Here is a 16921-nt window from a genome sequence, read left to right as displayed (position 1 = left end):
GTCCGGTCAGGTTTCCCAAAAATCAGGCGCCGTACTTCATCGAGATGTCAAACGCCTGCACCGAATGGGTCAGCGCTCCGATCGAAATGATGTCCACCCCGGTCTCGGCCACCGCCCGCAATGTGGCGGCGGTAATCCCGCCCGACGCTTCCAGCACCGCCCGCCCCGCGGCCAGTGCCACCGCCTGGCGCATGGTGTCGCAGTCCATGTTGTCGAGCATGATGATGTCGGCCTTGGCCTTTAGCGCTTCCTTCACCTCGTCGAGATTGCGGGTTTCCACCTCAATGTTGACCATGTGCCCCACCTTGCCGCGCAGCTTTTCGATGGCGGGCGTAATCCCGCCTGCCGCGTCGATGTGGTTGTCCTTGAGCATGGCCCCGTCGGACAGGTTATATCGATGGTTGCGCCCGCCGCCCACTGTCACCGCGTACTTTTGCAGGCTGCGAAGCCCCGGCAGGGTCTTGCGGGTATCCACAATGGTGGCCTTCGTCCCTTCCACCAGCGCCACCGCCTGGGCCGTGGCCGTGGCAATGCCGGACATATGCTGCAGCAGGTTGAGCGCCGTGCGTTCGCCTTTTAGGAGTGCACGGGTATGCCCACACAGGGAAGCGATCCGTTCGCCTTTTTTGATAGGCTCTCCATCGGTCTTGTTTGCCTGGTAGGAGAAATAGGGGTCGAGAAACTGAAAGACCCGCATGGCTACAGGAAGGCCGCATAAAACCCCGTCCGCTTTGGAAAGGAGATAGGCGTCGCCTCTCTCGTCTTCTTCAATCAGATAGTCGGTAGTGGTGTCCAGATACGTAATGTCCTCGGCCAAGGCGCGCTGGATCACGTCATCGACCGAAAAGAGGGGCAGGCGCATAACTTGATCGCTCCTTTGTTGAAAACCGGCGGTCGGCCGGAGAGATTGAGAGGATGATGAAAAGGGGAATTTACGAACGGTTCTCCTCTTGCCCGCTCGCCTCCCGCAGGATAATGGAGGCCACCGTCGCCAAACTCTTGACCTCTACGTATTCCGGCGTCACCGCAAAGCTGCCGGAGGACAGCATACCCCGGATGCGCTCTACCCGTCCCAAGCCCTCCCGTGCGGCGGCCGGATTGGGGACCACAAAATGGCAGCTTTGCATAATGTCCCGGATTTCGGTGCGAAGCCCCGAAGGGATGGGGATGCCCTCGGTGCGGATGGGGGAGGGTTCGGACATCGGCTGATAACCGGGTTTAGCCTGGCGGGCAATGTCCGCCGCGGCCCGGCGGGAAAAGACCAGCGCTTCCAGCAGGGAGTTGGACGCCAGCCGATTGAGCCCGTGTACGCCCGTGTGGGAGCACTCCCCGCAGGCGTACAGCCCGTCGATGGTGGTCTTGGAATGCAGGTCCACGTCGATGCCGCCCATCAGGTAATGCTGGCAGGGGAAGATTGGAATTTTGTCCCGGGTGATGTCTACCCCTTCTTGCAGGCAGCGGGCGTAGATGTTCGGAAACCGGTTTTTCAAATAATCGGTGTCTTTAAAGGAAATGTTCAGATAGAATTTGTCGCTGCCGGTGCGTCTGGCCTCCTGCATGATGGCGCCGGACACCACGTCCCGGGGGGCCAGCTCCTCGCGTTCGTCGTAGCGGTGCATAAACCGCTCTCCGTCGCAGTTGAGAAGCACCGCGCCCTCGCCCCGCACCGCCTCGGAGATGAGAAACCGTTCGCCTCCCGGCGCGGTGGCAAACACAGTGGGATGAAACTGCACCAGGCTCAGATTTTTGATCCGCGCGCCCATATCGCTTGCGAAGGTGATGCCGTCTCCGGTGGCGATGGCGGAATTGGTGGTGTACTGGTACACCCGGCCGATGCCGCCGGTGGCCAGAATGACATAGGGCGCGAACACCGGAGCCATTTCGCCTTTTTCAAACAGAAAGCCCCAGAACCCGTCCGCCGCCTTTTGCAAAGAACAAAGCTGGGCATTTTCGTGAATGTCCACGTTCGGCAGGGCCTTGACCCGCTCGATGAGCTTGTTGACGATTTCCCAGCCGGTGTTATCCTTGTGGTGGAGGATGCGCCGGCGGGAGTGGCCGCCTTCCAGGGTCATCTGAATGTTGCCGGAGGAATCCTCGTCAAAGTCCACCCCCAGGCTCAAAAGATGGAGCACGTCGCCGGGGCCTTCCTTTACGAGAACCTCCAGCGCCGCCAGATTGTTTTTATAGCCACCCGCAATCAGCGTGTCGGCAATGTGCAGCTTATAATTGTCGTGGGTCGTGTCCACCACCGCGGCCACGCCCCCCTGGGCCAGCGCGCTGTTGGACAAGGTCAGCTCCCGCTTGCATACCATAAGCACCCGCAGGGAACCAGGCAGGTTGAGCGCCGCGTAAAGCCCTGCCACGCCGGCACCGGCGATGATGACGTCATATTGCTTCTTCACGTTCGTAGCCACCCTATTTGGATTCTTTTTCAAGGGTTTTCACCCCGCATTTGACGCGGGTTTTGATAGAACCATCATAACACAAAGCCCCTTCGATAGCAAGAAAGCGAACGGTTCTCTACGTCTGCTTTCCAATTTGACTGATAAAACTCGGAAAATTGATTTTATTTCATAAATTCCATTGAATTTCTTCCGTTTTCTGTGTATATTGTAAGTATCAAAAACAGTACGGCGCCCGACCAATCGGCCCCGGTAAGGAGAGAAGCAAATGAAAGCGACCGGCGACGGCATACTGGAGAAATCGGTTTTTTATTTTCATACGGCGAGTAGCTTTGCGCAGTCTCTCTTATTCTATTTGGACAGTGCGGGCCACTTCTATTGTGACACCCGTTATTACGTACACCGGGACTCTCATCAATCCTTTCTGCTGTTTTATGTGCACACGGGAAAGTGCATGGCACGGTATGAGGGGCGTACTTACACGATTGAGCCGGGAAAAGCGCTTTTGCTGGACTGCCACCGTCCTCACGAGTACCGGGCGGTGGAACCGTCTGAAATATACTGGATCCATTTTAACGGAAACGAAAGCCGGGGGCTGTTTGAGGAAATTTTCAGCCGGTACGGCGCAGTGGTGGCCCCAAGGAACACAGGGCTGTTTTTGTCCCGGATTTTGCCGATTCTGTCGGGCTTTCAAAACCGCACGCCTGTCCCGGAGCCCAATGTTTCCTGCCGCATCCACTGCCTTCTGGCGGACCTGCTGACCGCTTCCTGCGAGGGGCCGGGAGGAGCCGGCCGCACGCCGGTGCAGACGACGATGGAATACATTGAGGAAAACTATAAAGAAGATCTGTCGCTGGAACGAATCGCGGCGCTGGTCAGCCTGAGCCCCTACCATTTCAGCCGGATGTTCAAACAGGAAACCGGTTTTTCACCCCATGAATATGTACTGACCGTGCGCATCGACGCGGCGAAAACCCTATTGAAGACCACCGGGCTTTCCATCAAGGAAATCACCTATGCCGCCGGGTTTCACAGTGAGGCGCACTTTGTCAGCACCTTTAAAAAACGCACGCAGTTAACGCCGACGGCTTTCCGCAACACGGTTTTCTAAACAATGGAGTTACCGGGCAAAGGAAAAGCGGGAATGAAGCGGGCGATAGATCAGAATAAAAAAGCGGCGAGAATACTCTCGCCGCTTTTTTCGGTTGTTCTTTTATTCTGCCTGGCCAAACTGCGCTTTCTTCTTTTTCGGCATTTTGTCCATTTCCAGGTCGCGGGAAGGGCGGGTGTCCACTTTTTCCTGAATTCCGCCCGGATAGGTCCATGGGCTGTGGTATTGACTGGTGGCGAATACCGAGGCGGCCCAGCGGCCGAACCGCTCCCACTTTTTCTCGCAGAACGTCACATGCTTTTTCATCACAAACTCCCCTTTCCCCGTTTGGTCAAAAGAACCTTCCCAAAACGGCGGTCGCTTCCGGCCCGGTCGCCAGGTCGTATCCATCCAGGTTCGGAAGCAGCAAATGTATGGGCTTGTTGAGATCGGAATAGGCGGCGTCTACCTGCAGGATATGCGGCGTTTCCCCGGTTTCCCCCTGTTCCATACACAGATAGGTGGCGCTCGCCTGCACCACATACCCGTCTTTTACCACAAGCTCCAGTCTGGCGTTTTCGATCCGGATGCCTTTCAACGAGTCTAAATAAGGCATTTTCAGCTTAGCTCCCGGAAGATCCATCCAATAGCGAAGCTTGCCGCCGGAAAGGCGGCTGACCTGCCAGGACTGGGACAGAGATTCGCTGATATAGGTAGGAAACCAGCATTGGACTCCGTTTTGCCGCAGAAAGGCTTCAAAGGAGACTTCCCGTTTTAATGGCGGCACCTTCTGATGGCGCTCTTCCCCGGTTCCTGCGTTAATCTGGGTGACCTCTCCCTGCATGCCCGCAAGCCCGTCCCGGTAGCAAAGCTGGTAAGACCCGGCCGCCCGCCAGAGGGGAGCGCTTTGTTCCAGCGATTTGCGCAGGGCGAACTCCCCTTCTACATGGGAACGGTATTTCGGGGCTCCGTCCTCCCGCTCAAAGGACTCTTCGAAGGACCAGCGGCTGGTATCGTAACCGGAGGGAGATTCCTCTGAAGGAAGATCGTCGCAGTATTTCGGATCGTTGGAATAGAAAACCTGTGTGGTCAGGGAATAGCTGTCGAGTGCCTTCATCCGGTCGATAACGGCGGAAATGTCCGCAAGGGAGGACGTACTCCCACAGGAGGACAAAAGAAACACCGCGAACATCAGCACCGCCAAAATTGCCGTTGTTTGTTTTTTTCTCACTGGAGCTCCTCCGTGTTTCACTCATAGGTCACGTCGCTGCTCATGTCCGGAATTTCAATGCTGGATTCCTCTGACGGCTCGTCGTAGGTGACTCTCAGGAGTATTTTCTTTGCCAGTAAGTCGTACTGGCCGGTGGACGGATTCTTTCCATTTAACGTATATTCGACAATCTCATTGAATCGATGATCTTCCATCCGATAGAGAACCTTTGCTTGGTCCAGCACCAGATCTTCTTCCTCACACAGTTCATCCATCATGGCGTTTTTAATCCGGTCCCCTTTCACCGTTACCTCGTATTCTGTGCCGAGAACACTTTCTCCGCCATGGCTGTCGAGCACGTCCTCCCGTAGAGAGAAGGAGGGGAGCCATCCCAGCACATCCACTTCCTTCGGAAAGGTTTCTTCCGGGTACTGCCGGCGCATAATGGTCTGCACCGTTTTCCCGGTATCGGTATTGAGCGTGGTAACGCTCCACAAATAGAGCCAACCGGCTTCCTTGCGCACGCAGCTGCCGTCGATCTCCGCCGAATCCACATGCGTCCTCTGTCCTTCTTCATCATACGTTTCGAAAGAAAGATTTCCGTCGAACGTGTACGCGTCCAGCGCCTGCTGGCTTTGGATTGCCTGCTCCACCTGCTCAAGGGGGCTGGCCGGCTGCCCTGTTTGGCAAGCGGACAGGGAAACTACCAAGCACAATGCCAGAGCACAAAGACTAAACCACCGAAATTTTTTCATACAAAAGACCTCCTTCCGAAACTTGGTGTCTCCAGGGGTTTCGCCGCTGCGCATCTCTAACGTATGGGATGTTTACCGTCCTTTACTCATAGGTTACGTCGCTGGTCAGATCCGGAATCTCAATTTTCGACGAGCTGCTCGACCCATACGGCGACCGGTCGTATTCTACCGTCACCGCTATTTTTTTCGCCAGCAAATCGTATTGGCCGGTAGCCGGACTTTTCGCATAAAAGAAATATTGCACAAGCTGGCTGGACAAACGGTCGTCAATCATGCCATAGGTGACTTTCGCCTCGTCGAGTACCAGGTCCTCTTCTTCGCACAGTTCCTCCACCAAGGCGTTTTTGATCCGGTCCCCTTTTACTGTCATGTCGTAGCTGGACCCGCCAAGCCCATCGTGAAACTGGCTGTCAAGAGGATCGTCCCGTATAGAGAAGTTGGGGAGCCATCCCAGTACGTCCACTTCCTTCGGAAACGATTCTTCCGGAACCTGCCGGCGCATAATGGTGTGCAGGGTTCGCCCGGTGTCCATATCGTACCTGGATACGTCCAGCAACTGGACTTCGCCGCCCTCTTCCCGTTTGCACTTGCCCTTGATGTGAACAGAATCGCTTTTGCCCTCCTGCCCATCCTCCTTGTAGGGATGAACCGATAGGTTCCCCGCGAACGCATACGCGTCCAGCGCCTGCTGGTTTTGGATGGCCAGCTCCGTGCGGTCGAGAGGGTCAGCCGGTAGCCCCGCTGCGCAGGCGGACAGGGAAACCGCCAAGACGATCCCCGCCACCCACAGGGAAACCGATTTCAACCACTTCATACGAAAGCCCTCCTTTCAAAGCCATGTGTGCAGGGATTTTGCCGCCGGATACGTCTCTTTGACGGAACCGGGGTTCAGTTGGTAAATAATATTGAACAAAAATGGAAGAAAGTGCTCTAGATTTCGTCGGAAAAGCGAATATATCGAGCTATAATCCTACACCAGTGAAAGAGTTGTATTGACAATGTAATTGTAATTTACTATTATAGAAAAGTAAAGAGGTTTCCCAATTTTTATACAATTTTTTCCCGGTTTGTAGCATCTGTGAATAACCAGAATATTTCTGCAGGGTTTTTCCCTTGCTTTTTCTGGAACCACGATTGTATACGAAAACGTGAAAGGATGAAGGACATGGCGAAAATCTATATCATCGAGGACGATCCCAAGATTCGCACCGAGCTTTCCCTGCTGCTGGCCAAATACGGCTATGAGTGCCGGGCATCGGACAGCTTTGAGGGGGTCGTGGACGCGGTTTTGGACGATGAGGCGCAGCTTCTTTTGCTGGACATCAACCTGCCCGTCCTCGATGGCTACCACATCTGCCGGGAAATCCGTCAGCGCTCGGATATGCCTATCATTATGGTCACCAGCCGGGACAGCGATGTGGACGAGCTGATGAGCATGAACCTGGGCGCCGATGATTTTATTACCAAGCCCTATAATACCCAGATCCTTTTGGCGCGCATTTCTTCTGTGCTCAAGAGGACCTACCAGGGCGGCGGATCGAAGACCATCTCTCATGGAGGCGTCACCCTGGACCTTTCCAGGAGTGTGGCCAGCCATGAAGGCCGGGAGGTGGAGCTCTCCAAAAACGAGGTGCGCATCCTCCATCTTCTGATGAAACACCACTCCACCATTCTTTCCCGGGACGCCATCATGAACGACCTGTGGCAGTCCAACGAGTTTGTGGACGACAATACGCTGACGGTGAACATTACCCGTCTGCGCAAGCGGCTGGAAACCATCGGTGTGCACGAATATCTGATCACCAAACGGGGACAGGGGTATATGGTATGAAATTTCGTTCCTTTCTGCGGGACAAGGCGGTGCTGCTGACGGCATGCTTCCTGGCGCTCGTGTTTGTGCTGATCTTTCTTTCGGTACTGCGGGTGCCCGGTTATTCCATCGGGTTTATTGCCGGGGTGCTGCTTTTGGCCATGGTGATGGGGCTTCTGGCGGAATACCTGTACAAGCGGGCCTATTACCGGCAGGTGGAGAAGCATCTGGAGGCGTTGGACAAGAAGTTTTTACTTATGGAGCTTTTGGAGCGCCCCTCTTTTGCGGAAGGGGAGATCCTTTTCGACACCCTGCGCCAGACCGGCAAGGCCATGAACGATGAGATCGCTTTTTATAAGCGCCAGTCCACCGGGTACCGGGAGTTTATCGAGACCTGGGTACATGAGGTGAAGACCCCCATTGCCTCCAGCCTCCTTTTGATTGAAAACCATCCGGATGAGGTGACCCGCTCCATCGGAGAGGAAATCGGGAAAATCGACGGGTTTGTGGAGCAGGCGCTCTACTATTCCCGCTCCAACAGCGTGGAAAAGGACTATCTGGTGAAAAAATCCTCTCTCAAGGAGATGGTGTACGGGGCGGTGCGCCGCCATGCCTCCGCATTGATTGAAAATAAGGTCACAGTATCGGTGGAAGATGTGGATTTAACCGTGTACACTGATGTCAAATGGGTGGACTTTATTCTGGGCCAGCTGTTTGTCAACTCCATTAAGTATAAGCAGGACCCGGCCCGCATTCGTATCTACGCCCAGGAGTGGGACAACCGCATCGCTTTATACATCGCGGACAACGGCATCGGCATGAGCGAAGCGGACGCGGCCCGCGCCTTCGAAAAGGGATTTACCGGGGAGAACGGCCGGCGCTACGCCAAGTCCACCGGCATGGGGCTCTATTTGTGCAGAAAGCTCTGTGATAAGCTGGGCCTTTCCATCACCCTGACCTCCTGTCCGGGCAGCGGGACGACGGTGCGGATCGTCTTTCCCAAGGGGACCATGCATCTGCTCTGAGCCGCGGCTCCTTTTTGTGAGAGCCGTCCCCGCCCGCTGCAGAGAGAAGAACCTCTCCGATACTTCGGCGCAAAGCGGCCCTTTTGCCGCAACGCATTGGTTTACCCCCAGGCCTTGCCTCGAAAATAGGACCGGCAAATGCAGAAAGCTTGGTTTCTTTGCCCCCGCGCGTTCATTCGCGCGGGGGCTTCCTCTTTTATGGTAACAAAAAACAAACATCAGGTGCAGGGAATGGGGCGGTTTCTGCGTCTGAATGACCGGACAGCGTTTCCCAAAACAAGCGCATCCATGGAGTTTGCCCGGGGAAACTGACAAAACTGTAAGTCAAACGTAAGGAAAAACGATGGTTGCCGGCCCGTGCGGGTGGTAAGATAAAGCCATCACGAGAAACAGGAGGAAAAACGATGAGTGCGATTTTATCGGTTCAGAACATCGAGAAATATTACGGAAATAAAGGGAACGTCACCAAGGCGGTGGACCAGATCAGCTTCGACGTGAGCGAAGGGGAGTACGTGGGCATCATGGGCGCCTCGGGCTCCGGCAAGACCACCCTCTTAAACTGCATTTCCACCATTGATACGGTCACATCCGGCCACATCTATATCGGCGGAAGCGACATCACCGCCCTCAATTCCAAAAGCCTTTCCCGCTTTCGCCGGGAGCAGCTGGGCTTTATTTTCCAGGACTTTAACCTTCTGGATACCCTGACCGCCTTTGAGAACATCGCCCTGGCCCTGACCATCATCAAAACCCCCTCCTCCGAAATCATTGAGCGGGTCAAGAATGTGGCCTCCAAGCTGGAGATTGGGGGCGTGCTCAATAAGTATCCCTACCAGATGTCCGGCGGTCAGAAGCAGCGGGTGGCCTGCGCGCGGGCCATCATTACCAACCCCTCCCTGATCCTGGCGGACGAACCCACCGGCAACCTGGATTCCAAGTCGGCCCGGATGCTCTTAGAGAGCTTTGAGACCCTCAACCGGGACCTGCGCGCCACCATCCTCATGGTCACCCACGACGCCTTCACCGCCAGCTACTGCCACCGCATCCTCTTCATCAAGGACGGCAAGATTTTCAACGAGCTCATGAGGGGAAGCGATACCCGCAAGCAGTTCTTCAACAAAATCATCGAAGTCGTAACCCTGCTTGGAGGTGACAACAGCAATGTTCTCTAAGCTTGCGTTTCAAAACGTCAAGAAAAGCATGAAGGATTATACCATCTATTTTCTGACGTTGACCTTCGGTGTCTGCCTTTTCTACGTCTTTAATTCGATTGACTCCCAGCAGGCTATGCTCGACGTGTCCGCCCGCCAGGAGGATATGCTCGTATTGCTCACCCGGATGATGGGATACGTCTCTGTGTTCATTTCGGTGATTCTGGCCTTCCTCATCATTTATGCCAACCGCTTCCTTATCAAGCGGCGCAAAAAGGAACTGGGCCTTTACATGATCCTGGGTATGCCCAAGGGGAAGATTTCCCGGCTCGTTATCCTGGAAACCTTCTTCATCGGCATCCTTTCCCTGGTGGTGGGCCTGATTGTGGGTATCTTCGCTTCCCAGGGCCTGGCGGTGCTGACAGCCAAAATGTTCGCCGTCAATCTCAAGCAGTTCGAGTTTACCTTCTCCATGGACGCGCTCATTCGCTCCGTCCTTTACTTCGGCTTTATTTTCCTACTGGTGATGATCTTCAACACCATCTCCATCTCTAAGTATAAGCTCATCGACCTGCTCACCGCCGGTAAGAAAAACGAGAGCCTGAAAATCCGCAAGCTTTGGGTTTCGGTGGTGCTGTTTATCATCGCGGTGGGCTGCCTGGCCTTTGCCTACTACTGCATTCTCGACAACGGCATGATGACGCTGGACTGGGAGTTTACCGCGGCCCTGGTCTTCGGCGCGCTGGGCACCCTTCTCTTCTTCCTATCCCTGTCCGGTTTTCTGCTGCGGGTGGTCAAGTCCAATAAGCGCCTGTACCTGAAGAACCTCAACATGTTCGTGCTGCGGCAGATCAACTCCAAGATCAACACCACCTTCGTCTCCATGACCCTGATCTGCATCATGCTGCTCATCACCATCGGCACCCTTTCCAGCGGCCTTGGCCTTGCCGATGTGCTCACCAAGGACCTGCAGAAGACCACCCCCTACGACGCCTCCTTCACCCAGTACCATTATCCCAACGACCCGGAGTATGAGCTACCCCCGTTCAAAGAGGAGCTTCTTAAGAACGGGGTCAACCTGTCCGATTATACCAAAGAGGAGCAGGAGGTGGAGATTTACAACTCTCCCATCACCTACAAAGCCATCCTTACCTCCCGGGAGAACATGGTCCCCAACGGCTACACCCTCGAATCTATGGAGGGGACGTTTATCGAAGCCATCCCCCTGTCCGACTATAATGCGGCGATGGTCATGCAGGGCAAGGAGCCGGTGGAGTTGTCTGAAAACCAGTTTATCCTCAACTGCAATTATGCCAACATGATCCCCATTGTGGAGGATTTTCTCCAGAAGGACGGGACCATCCACATCGGCGGCGTCACCTACATGGCGGCTTCCAAAGAGGCGTATGAAAACATTGTGGAAACCACCCAGATGTTTATGGACACCGGCACGCTGGTCCTGCCCGACGCGGTCTTTGAGACGGAAGGCTTTCTGCCCCGGCGCACCATCACCAATGTGAACTTCAATGCACCCGACGCGGAAGCCGCCTTCTTTGAAGCGGTGGACGAAGCCTATAAGGTAGGGACCGACGAGTCCATCGCCCGGCCCTACAGTATGTATTACTCCCGTCAGGAAGTGCTCGACGCGGGCGCCGGCCTCAAAACCATTATTTCCTATCTGGCGATCTATATCGGCATTGTCTTCCTGATCACCTCCGCCGCGGTGCTGGCCTTGCAGCAGCTTTCCGAATCGGCTGACAACGTCCAGCGCTACCGCCTGCTCAAAAAGCTGGGCGCAGAGGAAAAGATGGTCAACCGCGCCCTCTTCACCCAGATTTTCATCTACTTCATGATGCCTCTGGCCTTGGCCATCGTTCATTCGGTGGTGGGGCTGACGGTGGCCAACCAGATTGTCCGGCAATTCGGGAACCTGGATATGGTGGCCAACACCATCTTCACCGCCGGCATCATCATCCTCATTTACGGCGGCTATTTCCTGGCCACCTACTTCGGCTGCAAGACCATGATCCGCGAACGCAGATAAGCCAATTCCTCTATCCATTTCTCATAAAGCGCAGGGCCCGCCGGTTCCCGAAAGGGGCGGCGGGCCCTGCGTATTCCTCCGGTAAAATGGATATACTTTGGCTATATTATGAGCCCGCCTCCCACACAAAGCAGATAAAAAGCGGTATAATCAATCGACTCAAATCCGGGAGATGATGATGACATGATGCTTCGCGTGCAAGAAATCCTAACCCAGAAGGGGAAATCCAGGTACTGGCTTTTTCAACAGCTCAATATGAGCTACCAGAGCTTTCGCAGAATGCTCGACAACGAAACGAAGTCCATCAGCAAGGAAAACATCGAGGTGCTTTGTCTGATTCTGTCATGTACTCCGAACGACCTGTTTTCCATCGGCGAGGATGCCGAGGCCAAAAGATAGGATGACTAAAAAAGCCCTCCGGCGCTGCCAGAGGGCTTTTCTGTGAGAATAAAGGGATCTTTATTCTTCCGCGATGGTTTGAATCCCCAGCTCCTTGAGCTGCGCCTCGTCCACCGGGGAGGGGCACTCGCTCATGAGCTCGCTGGCATTTTGCACCTTCGGGAAGGCGATGACCTCCCGGATGGAGTCCGCCCCGGCCATGAGCATCACCAGCCGGTCGAGCCCGATGCCGAAGCCCCCGTGGGGCGGCGCGCCGTACTGGAAGGCGCCCGTCAGGAAGCCGAACTTGCGCGCCGCTTCCTCGTCGGACAGGCCCAGAGCCGCAAACATCCGCGCCTGCAAGCTCGGGTCGGTGATCCGGATAGAACCGGACGAGAGTTCCACGCCGTTTAGCACCAGGTCGTAGGCCTTGGCCCGGACCTTGCCCTTATCCGCATCCAGATACTGGATGCATTCGTCCATGGGGGCGGTGAAGGGATGGTGCATGGCCACCCAAGTGTTGGCGTCCTCGTCCCATTCGAAGAAGGGAAACTCCGTGACCCAGAGAAAATTGAACTGGTCGGGGATGATATCCAGCTTCCGGGCCACCTCCAGGCGCAGGGCGCCCAGGGTGGGGAGGACCACCTTGTCCTTGTCCGCCACCAGCAGTACTACGTCCCCCTGTTTGGCGCCCATATGGGAAAGGATCGCCTCCAGTTCGCCCTCGGCCATGAACTTGCCGAAGGAGCAGGCCGGCTTTTCCTCCACCCAGCGCACCCAGGCAAGGCCCTTCGCGCCGATGCCCCGGACGTATTCGGTCAGCTTGTCGATCTCCTTGCGGGTGAGGGCTTTGGCCGCGTCCTTGGCGACGATTCCCCGCACGCTGCCCCCCTCCTTGACGGGAGAGGAGAACACCGAGAAGGCGGAATCCTTCACAAGTTCGGACACGTCGCAGATTTCCATGCCAAAGCGGGTGTCCGGCTTATCCGAGCCGAACCGGCTCATGGCGTCCGCATAGGTGATGCGGGGGAGAGACAGGGGCACGTCCACGCCCAGGGTTTCCTTGAAGAGATACTGGACGAAGCCTTCCCCGATTTCTAAAATGTCCTCCATGTCCACAAAGGACAGCTCGCAGTCAATCTGGGTAAACTCCGGCTGCCGGTCGGCCCGTAAATCCTCGTCCCGAAAGCACCGGGCGATCTGCATGTACCGGTCGTACCCGGACACCATCAGCAGTTGCTTATAGATCTGGGGAGACTGGGGCAGGGCGTAAAACTCCCCATGGTGCAGCCGGCTGGGAACTAAATAGTCTCTGGCCCCCTCCGGGGTGGACTTGATGAGCACCGGGGTTTCGATTTCCAAAAACCCCTTGGAATCAAAATAGTCCCTGGTGGCCTTGACCACCCGGTGGCGCAGCATCAGGTTTCGCTGCAGCTGCGGGCGGCGCAGGTCCAGATAGCGGTACTTGAGCCGCAGCTCTTCCCTGGCGTTGCAGTCGTCGGAAATTTCAAAGGGCGGGGTCTGGGCGCGGGACAGAATGCGAAGCTCCTGGACTTCCACCTCCACAAGACCGGTGGGAATGTCCTTGTTGACCGCCGCCCGGCGGCGGATGACGCCCCGGGCCGCCGCCACAAACTCCGAGCGCAGCTCCCCCGCCTTCTCAAAGACAGCCCGGTCGGTATTGTCGTCAAAGGCCAGCTGCAAAAGGCCCGTGCGGTCCCGCAGGTCCACAAAAATGAGGCCTCCCAAGTCTCTCTGCCGCTGCACCCAGCCGCAAACCGTCACTTCTCTTCCAATGTCCGTCTCCCGCAGCGTGCCGCAGTAGTCGGTGCGTTTGATTCCCTGAAGGGTATCGTTCATAGCAATCGGCTCCATTTCCACTCGATTATTCTTCCCTATTCTGAATCCCGGACAGCAGCGCGGCAATGTCCGCCTCGCCGCCCGCCTGGGAAATGTTCGCAAGCTCTTTTTCCAGCTGGGTGCGGTAGATCACGTCAATGAGCCCCTCGCCCAGGTCCACCTCCACCTGCTCGCCGGTGGCCATGTCCTTTAAATTCGCCTTGCCCGCGGCAAGCTCATTGTCCCCCAGCACCATGGTGTGCTGGGCGCCGATCTTGTCGGCGTATTTCATCTGAGCCTTCAGGCTGCGGCCCACCAGGTCGCACTGGGCGGAGAAGCCCTCTTCCCTGAGAAGCTCGGCGATGCGGAAGGCCTCCTTGGCCGCCGCATCCCCCATGGAGGCGATGTAAACGTTGCAGGGCGGGTCCTCGGGCAGCTCGGCGCCTTGGTTTTTGAGTACCAGCATCAGCCGCTCGATCCCCATGCCGAAGCCCAGAGAGGGCAGGCGCGGCCCGCCCAGCTCTTCCATCAGGCCGTCGTACCGGCCGCCGCCGCAGACGGTCCCCTGGGAACCGATGTCCTGCGATACGAACTCAAAGACCGTGCGCGTATAATAGTCCAGCCCTCTGACGATGCGGGGATTGATCACATAGGAGAGGCCCGCCGCGTCCAGAAAGCCCTTGACCCCTTCAAAGTGCTCCTTGCAGTCGTCGCACAGATAGTCGAGCATGTTGGGCGCGTCCTTGGCAATGTCCTGGCAGACGGGACTTTTGCAGTCGAGGATGCGCATGGGGTTTCGCTCCAGGCGGCCCTTGCAGGTGTCGCACAGGTCCTCCCGTCTCGCCTCAAAGTAGGCCCGCAGCGCCTTGTGGTACTCCGCCCGGCAGGCGGGACAGCCGATGGAATTTAACTGCAATTGCAGGTTCTTGACCCCTAAGTGGGCCAGCGCCTCGTTTGCCACGCAGATGATCTCCGCGTCCGCCGCCGGCTTTTCGGCGCCGAAGATTTCAATGCCGAACTGGTGAAATTCCCTCAGCCGCCCGGCCTGGGGCTTTTCGTACCGGTAGCACCCGGTCAGGTAGGACACCTTCACCGGCAGCGCGTCGTTGTGCAGCGAGTGCTCCAGCACCGCCCGGGCCGCTCCCGCGGTCCCCTCCGGGCGCAGGGTGATGGAGCGGTTGCCCTTGTCCTGAAAGGTGTACATTTCCTTTTGCACCACGTCGGTGGTTTCCCCCACCGACCGCAAAAACAGCTCGGTATGCTCAAACACCGGGGTGCGGATTTCCTGAAATCCATACCGCTTGGCCGTGTCCAAGAGGCTTCCCTCCACAAACTGCAGCTTCCCGCTGTCCTTGGGCAGGAGATCCTGGGTGCCCCGGGGCGCTTTTGTCAGCAATGCCATGGTTTTTTCCCTCCATGCGTCTATAAGGACGTAAAATGGTTCAAATTAGAATCATTATATCGTTTTTTCCTTTTAAAAGCAACCGCTCCAAGGGCCTGCCGGGCCCCAATATTAAGAAATCCGTAAGAAAGCCATAAGCCCCGCGAAAGACAGACGCCGCCTGCAAAGGGTATACTAAACACAAAGCGGCAAACAAGGAGGAATCCATCGTGTCAACTTCAAAACAAAAACATAATCACATTTCCTACGGTCTGCTGATTTCGGCCGTGCTTCTTCTGTGCGTGGCGGTGGTAGCGGGCTGCGCCTTTTACTGGGCCGACGACGCGGGAAAGGAACCCTCCATGCCCAGCGAAGCGCTTTCCAACCAGCCTTCCATCGCCTCTGCGGTGGACCCCAGCGGCTATACCGAAAAGATCCTTTCCCACGACGCGATTTATGAAGGGCATCTCATCCTGGTCAACGCCCAGGTGCCCTACCGGTTTCCCGAGACCAACCGCCTCATCGGCGTATACGACCATAAGTCCGACGGCTACAAGGTCAAGGACCGCAATGTCCAGGTGGACGAGGACATGATGGGCCCTCTGGACGCCATGCTCCATGATTTCCATGAAGCCACCGGCAACGGGAACGTGCTGGCCCTAAGCGGCTTTCGCACCTACGACTACCAGAAGACCCTTCTCGCCAACAAGGTCAGCGAGGTAGGGGCAGTAGAAGCATCCAAATGGGTGGCGCCTCCCGGCGGCAGCGAACACCACACCGGCTATGCCATGGATTTGGGAGTCTTTAACCAGTTCGGGCGGCTCGAAGACTACACCGGCGAAGGGGTCTACTCCTGGATCAATCAAAGCTGCTACAAGTACGGCTTTATCGTGCGTTACGACGAGGCAAAAAGCGACCTGACCGGCGTTTCCTACGAGCCGTGGCATTTCCGCTTCGTAGGAAAGCCCCACGCTTACATTATGACCCAGCAGGGCATCTGCATGGAAGAATACATTGACTATCTCAAGCAGTTCCCTTTCGGCCGGCAGCACCTGCAAATCGAGGATTTTGACGGCAAGCGGTATGAAATCTACTATGTAAAGGCAGAAGACGGCGACACCCGGGTGCCCGTTCCCACCGGCCGGGCCTACACCCTTTCGGGCAATAATGTGGACGGGTTTATCGTCACAGTGGAATTGTAGGGCCCTTGCGGAAAACCCCGGATAGTTGAAGGACGAAACACAAAGAAAACAGGCTGGCCTTTGCGCAAATGGTTTGTCATGGTGCAAAGAATGTGGTATAATCAGACTCCTGATAAGGGACGAGCAGGCCGAGCAGCCGCGGGATACGCGGGGCGAAAGCCTGTATCCTGAGGAAAGTCCGGGCTTCACAGGGCGGGATAGCGGCTAACGACCGCCGAGGGCGACCTTAGGGAAAGTGCAACAGAGAGATACCGCCGCGCTTTTTGCGCGGTAAGGGTGGAAAGGCGAGGTAAGAGCTCACCGGCGCGCAGGGGACTGCGCGGCCATGTAAACCCTATCCGGAGCAACACCGCTGCGGGGATGCCAACGCCGGCCCGGCGGATGCCCCCATGGTGGCTGGAGCCGCAGGGCGACCTGCGGCCAAGATAGATGGCTGTTCAAGACAGAACCCGGCTTACAGACCTGGTCGTCCCCTTATCTGTTTTCAGAACGCATATCACAAGGCGCGTTTGCCGGATACGGCGGGCGCCTTGCCGTCTTTATGCGGTTTTTTTTGTAAGGCTCTGTCACAACAAATGGTTGATTTTTGACGAGAAATAGCGTATAATAATAGTAAGAAACAGTACCACCGAAG

Annotated in this window: 15 protein-coding genes and 1 other RNA gene; 8 read left to right on the top strand and 8 right to left on the bottom strand. The window is 56.2% G+C overall.

Going from position 1 to position 16921, the window contains the following annotated elements:
• Nucleotides 1–22: 22 nt before the first annotated feature.
• Together nadC and WMO26_RS03005 are read right to left on the bottom strand one after the other, a co-directional pair.
• On the bottom strand, nt 23–862 hold the full coding sequence (gene nadC / locus WMO26_RS03010) for a carboxylating nicotinate-nucleotide diphosphorylase (RefSeq protein ID WP_349218058.1): 840 nt from the start codon (nt 860–862) through the stop codon (nt 23–25).
• Between the two features lie 70 nt (nt 863–932).
• A complete protein-coding gene (locus WMO26_RS03005) occupies nt 933–2402 on the bottom strand; it encodes an L-aspartate oxidase (protein WP_349218057.1) in 1470 nt (489 codons plus the stop codon).
• Nucleotides 2403–2670: 268 nt separating this feature from the next.
• Here WMO26_RS03005 and WMO26_RS03000 point away from each other — a divergent pair, with 268 nt between their 5' ends.
• Nucleotides 2671–3513: a helix-turn-helix domain-containing protein gene (locus tag WMO26_RS03000; protein WP_349218056.1), complete on the top strand. Its 843-nt coding sequence runs from the start codon at nt 2671–2673 to the stop codon at nt 3511–3513.
• Between the two features lie 102 nt (nt 3514–3615).
• On the opposite strand, the gene WMO26_RS02995 is transcribed toward WMO26_RS03000, so the two are convergent.
• From WMO26_RS02995 to WMO26_RS02980, 4 genes are all read right to left on the bottom strand, one after another.
• Complete coding sequence (locus WMO26_RS02995) at nt 3616–3819, bottom strand: hypothetical protein (RefSeq protein ID WP_349218055.1); 204 nt, start codon at nt 3817–3819, stop codon at nt 3616–3618.
• 25 nt (nt 3820–3844) lie between these two features.
• Nucleotides 3845–4723, bottom strand: coding sequence for a hypothetical protein (locus WMO26_RS02990; protein ID WP_349218054.1), 879 nt, complete (start codon nt 4721–4723; stop codon nt 3845–3847).
• Nucleotides 4724–4740: 17 nt separating this feature from the next.
• On the bottom strand, nt 4741–5457 hold the full coding sequence (locus WMO26_RS02985) for a hypothetical protein (RefSeq protein ID WP_349218053.1): 717 nt from the start codon (nt 5455–5457) through the stop codon (nt 4741–4743).
• Nucleotides 5458–5539: 82 nt separating this feature from the next.
• A complete protein-coding gene (locus tag WMO26_RS02980; protein ID WP_349218052.1) occupies nt 5540–6271 on the bottom strand; it encodes a hypothetical protein in 732 nt (243 codons plus the stop codon).
• 351 nt (nt 6272–6622) lie between these two features.
• Here WMO26_RS02980 and WMO26_RS02975 point away from each other — a divergent pair, with 351 nt between their 5' ends.
• The 5 genes from WMO26_RS02975 to WMO26_RS02955 all read left to right on the top strand — a co-directional run bounded on the left by WMO26_RS02975 (nt 6623) and on the right by WMO26_RS02955 (nt 11886).
• Nucleotides 6623–7288, top strand: a complete 666-nt coding sequence (locus WMO26_RS02975; protein ID WP_349218051.1) for a response regulator transcription factor — start codon at nt 6623–6625, stop codon at nt 7286–7288.
• Nucleotides 7285–8292 carry a sensor histidine kinase gene (locus WMO26_RS02970; RefSeq protein ID WP_349218050.1) on the top strand — a complete coding sequence of 336 codons (1008 nt, stop codon included), beginning with the start codon at nt 7285–7287 and terminating at the stop codon, nt 8290–8292. Before WMO26_RS02975 ends, WMO26_RS02970 begins: the two co-directional genes overlap by 4 nt.
• A 404-nt stretch (nt 8293–8696) precedes the next feature.
• The gene (locus WMO26_RS02965; protein WP_349218049.1) at nt 8697–9464 is read left to right on the top strand and encodes an ABC transporter ATP-binding protein; all 768 of its coding nucleotides are present in this window, start codon (nt 8697–8699) and stop codon (nt 9462–9464) included.
• Nucleotides 9454–11487, top strand: a complete 2034-nt coding sequence (locus tag WMO26_RS02960) for an FtsX-like permease family protein (RefSeq protein ID WP_349218048.1) — start codon at nt 9454–9456, stop codon at nt 11485–11487. Before WMO26_RS02965 ends, WMO26_RS02960 begins: the two co-directional genes overlap by 11 nt.
• Nucleotides 11488–11670: 183 nt before the next feature.
• On the top strand, nt 11671–11886 hold the full coding sequence (locus WMO26_RS02955) for a helix-turn-helix domain-containing protein (protein ID WP_349218047.1): 216 nt from the start codon (nt 11671–11673) through the stop codon (nt 11884–11886).
• 60 nt (nt 11887–11946) lie between these two features.
• On the opposite strand, the gene aspS is transcribed toward WMO26_RS02955, so the two are convergent.
• Both aspS and hisS read right to left on the bottom strand, forming a co-directional pair.
• The gene (gene aspS, locus WMO26_RS02950; RefSeq protein ID WP_349218046.1) at nt 11947–13725 is read right to left on the bottom strand and encodes an aspartate--tRNA ligase; all 1779 of its coding nucleotides are present in this window, start codon (nt 13723–13725) and stop codon (nt 11947–11949) included.
• A gap of 25 nt (nt 13726–13750) precedes the next feature.
• On the bottom strand, nt 13751–15106 hold the full coding sequence (gene hisS / locus WMO26_RS02945) for a histidine--tRNA ligase (protein ID WP_349218045.1): 1356 nt from the start codon (nt 15104–15106) through the stop codon (nt 13751–13753).
• Nucleotides 15107–15315: 209 nt separating this feature from the next.
• Here hisS and WMO26_RS02940 point away from each other — a divergent pair, with 209 nt between their 5' ends.
• On the top strand, nt 15316–16287 hold the full coding sequence (locus WMO26_RS02940) for a M15 family metallopeptidase (protein WP_349218044.1): 972 nt from the start codon (nt 15316–15318) through the stop codon (nt 16285–16287).
• Between the two features lie 120 nt (nt 16288–16407).
• Nucleotides 16408–16760, top strand: an RNA gene (rnpB, locus tag WMO26_RS02935) — RNase P RNA component class A.
• Nucleotides 16761–16921 lie beyond the last annotated feature (161 nt).

Source organism: Solibaculum intestinale (genome assembly GCF_040096205.1).
Lineage (GTDB): Bacteria > Bacillota > Clostridia > Oscillospirales > Acutalibacteraceae > Solibaculum_A > Solibaculum_A intestinale.
Note: the sequence above shows the minus strand (reverse complement) of the source record. Positions and strands in the feature narration are given on the sequence as shown.

Coding starts and splice junctions, on each gene's coding strand:
- nadC (WP_349218058.1), bottom strand. CDS start 862: ATGCGCCTGCCCCTCTTTTCGGTCGATGACGTGATCCAGCGCGCCTTG.
- WMO26_RS03000 (WP_349218056.1), top strand. CDS start 2,671: ATGAAAGCGACCGGCGACGGCATACTGGAGAAATCGGTTTTTTATTTT.
- WMO26_RS02995 (WP_349218055.1), bottom strand. CDS start 3,819: ATGAAAAAGCATGTGACGTTCTGCGAGAAAAAGTGGGAGCGGTTCGGC.
- WMO26_RS02985 (WP_349218053.1), bottom strand. CDS start 5,457: ATGAAAAAATTTCGGTGGTTTAGTCTTTGTGCTCTGGCATTGTGCTTG.
- WMO26_RS02980 (WP_349218052.1), bottom strand. CDS start 6,271: ATGAAGTGGTTGAAATCGGTTTCCCTGTGGGTGGCGGGGATCGTCTTG.
- WMO26_RS02975 (WP_349218051.1), top strand. CDS start 6,623: ATGGCGAAAATCTATATCATCGAGGACGATCCCAAGATTCGCACCGAG.
- WMO26_RS02970 (WP_349218050.1), top strand. CDS start 7,285: ATGAAATTTCGTTCCTTTCTGCGGGACAAGGCGGTGCTGCTGACGGCA.
- WMO26_RS02965 (WP_349218049.1), top strand. CDS start 8,697: ATGAGTGCGATTTTATCGGTTCAGAACATCGAGAAATATTACGGAAAT.
- WMO26_RS02960 (WP_349218048.1), top strand. CDS start 9,454: ATGTTCTCTAAGCTTGCGTTTCAAAACGTCAAGAAAAGCATGAAGGAT.
- WMO26_RS02955 (WP_349218047.1), top strand. CDS start 11,671: ATGATGCTTCGCGTGCAAGAAATCCTAACCCAGAAGGGGAAATCCAGG.
- aspS (WP_349218046.1), bottom strand. CDS start 13,725: ATGAACGATACCCTTCAGGGAATCAAACGCACCGACTACTGCGGCACG.
- hisS (WP_349218045.1), bottom strand. CDS start 15,106: ATGGCATTGCTGACAAAAGCGCCCCGGGGCACCCAGGATCTCCTGCCC.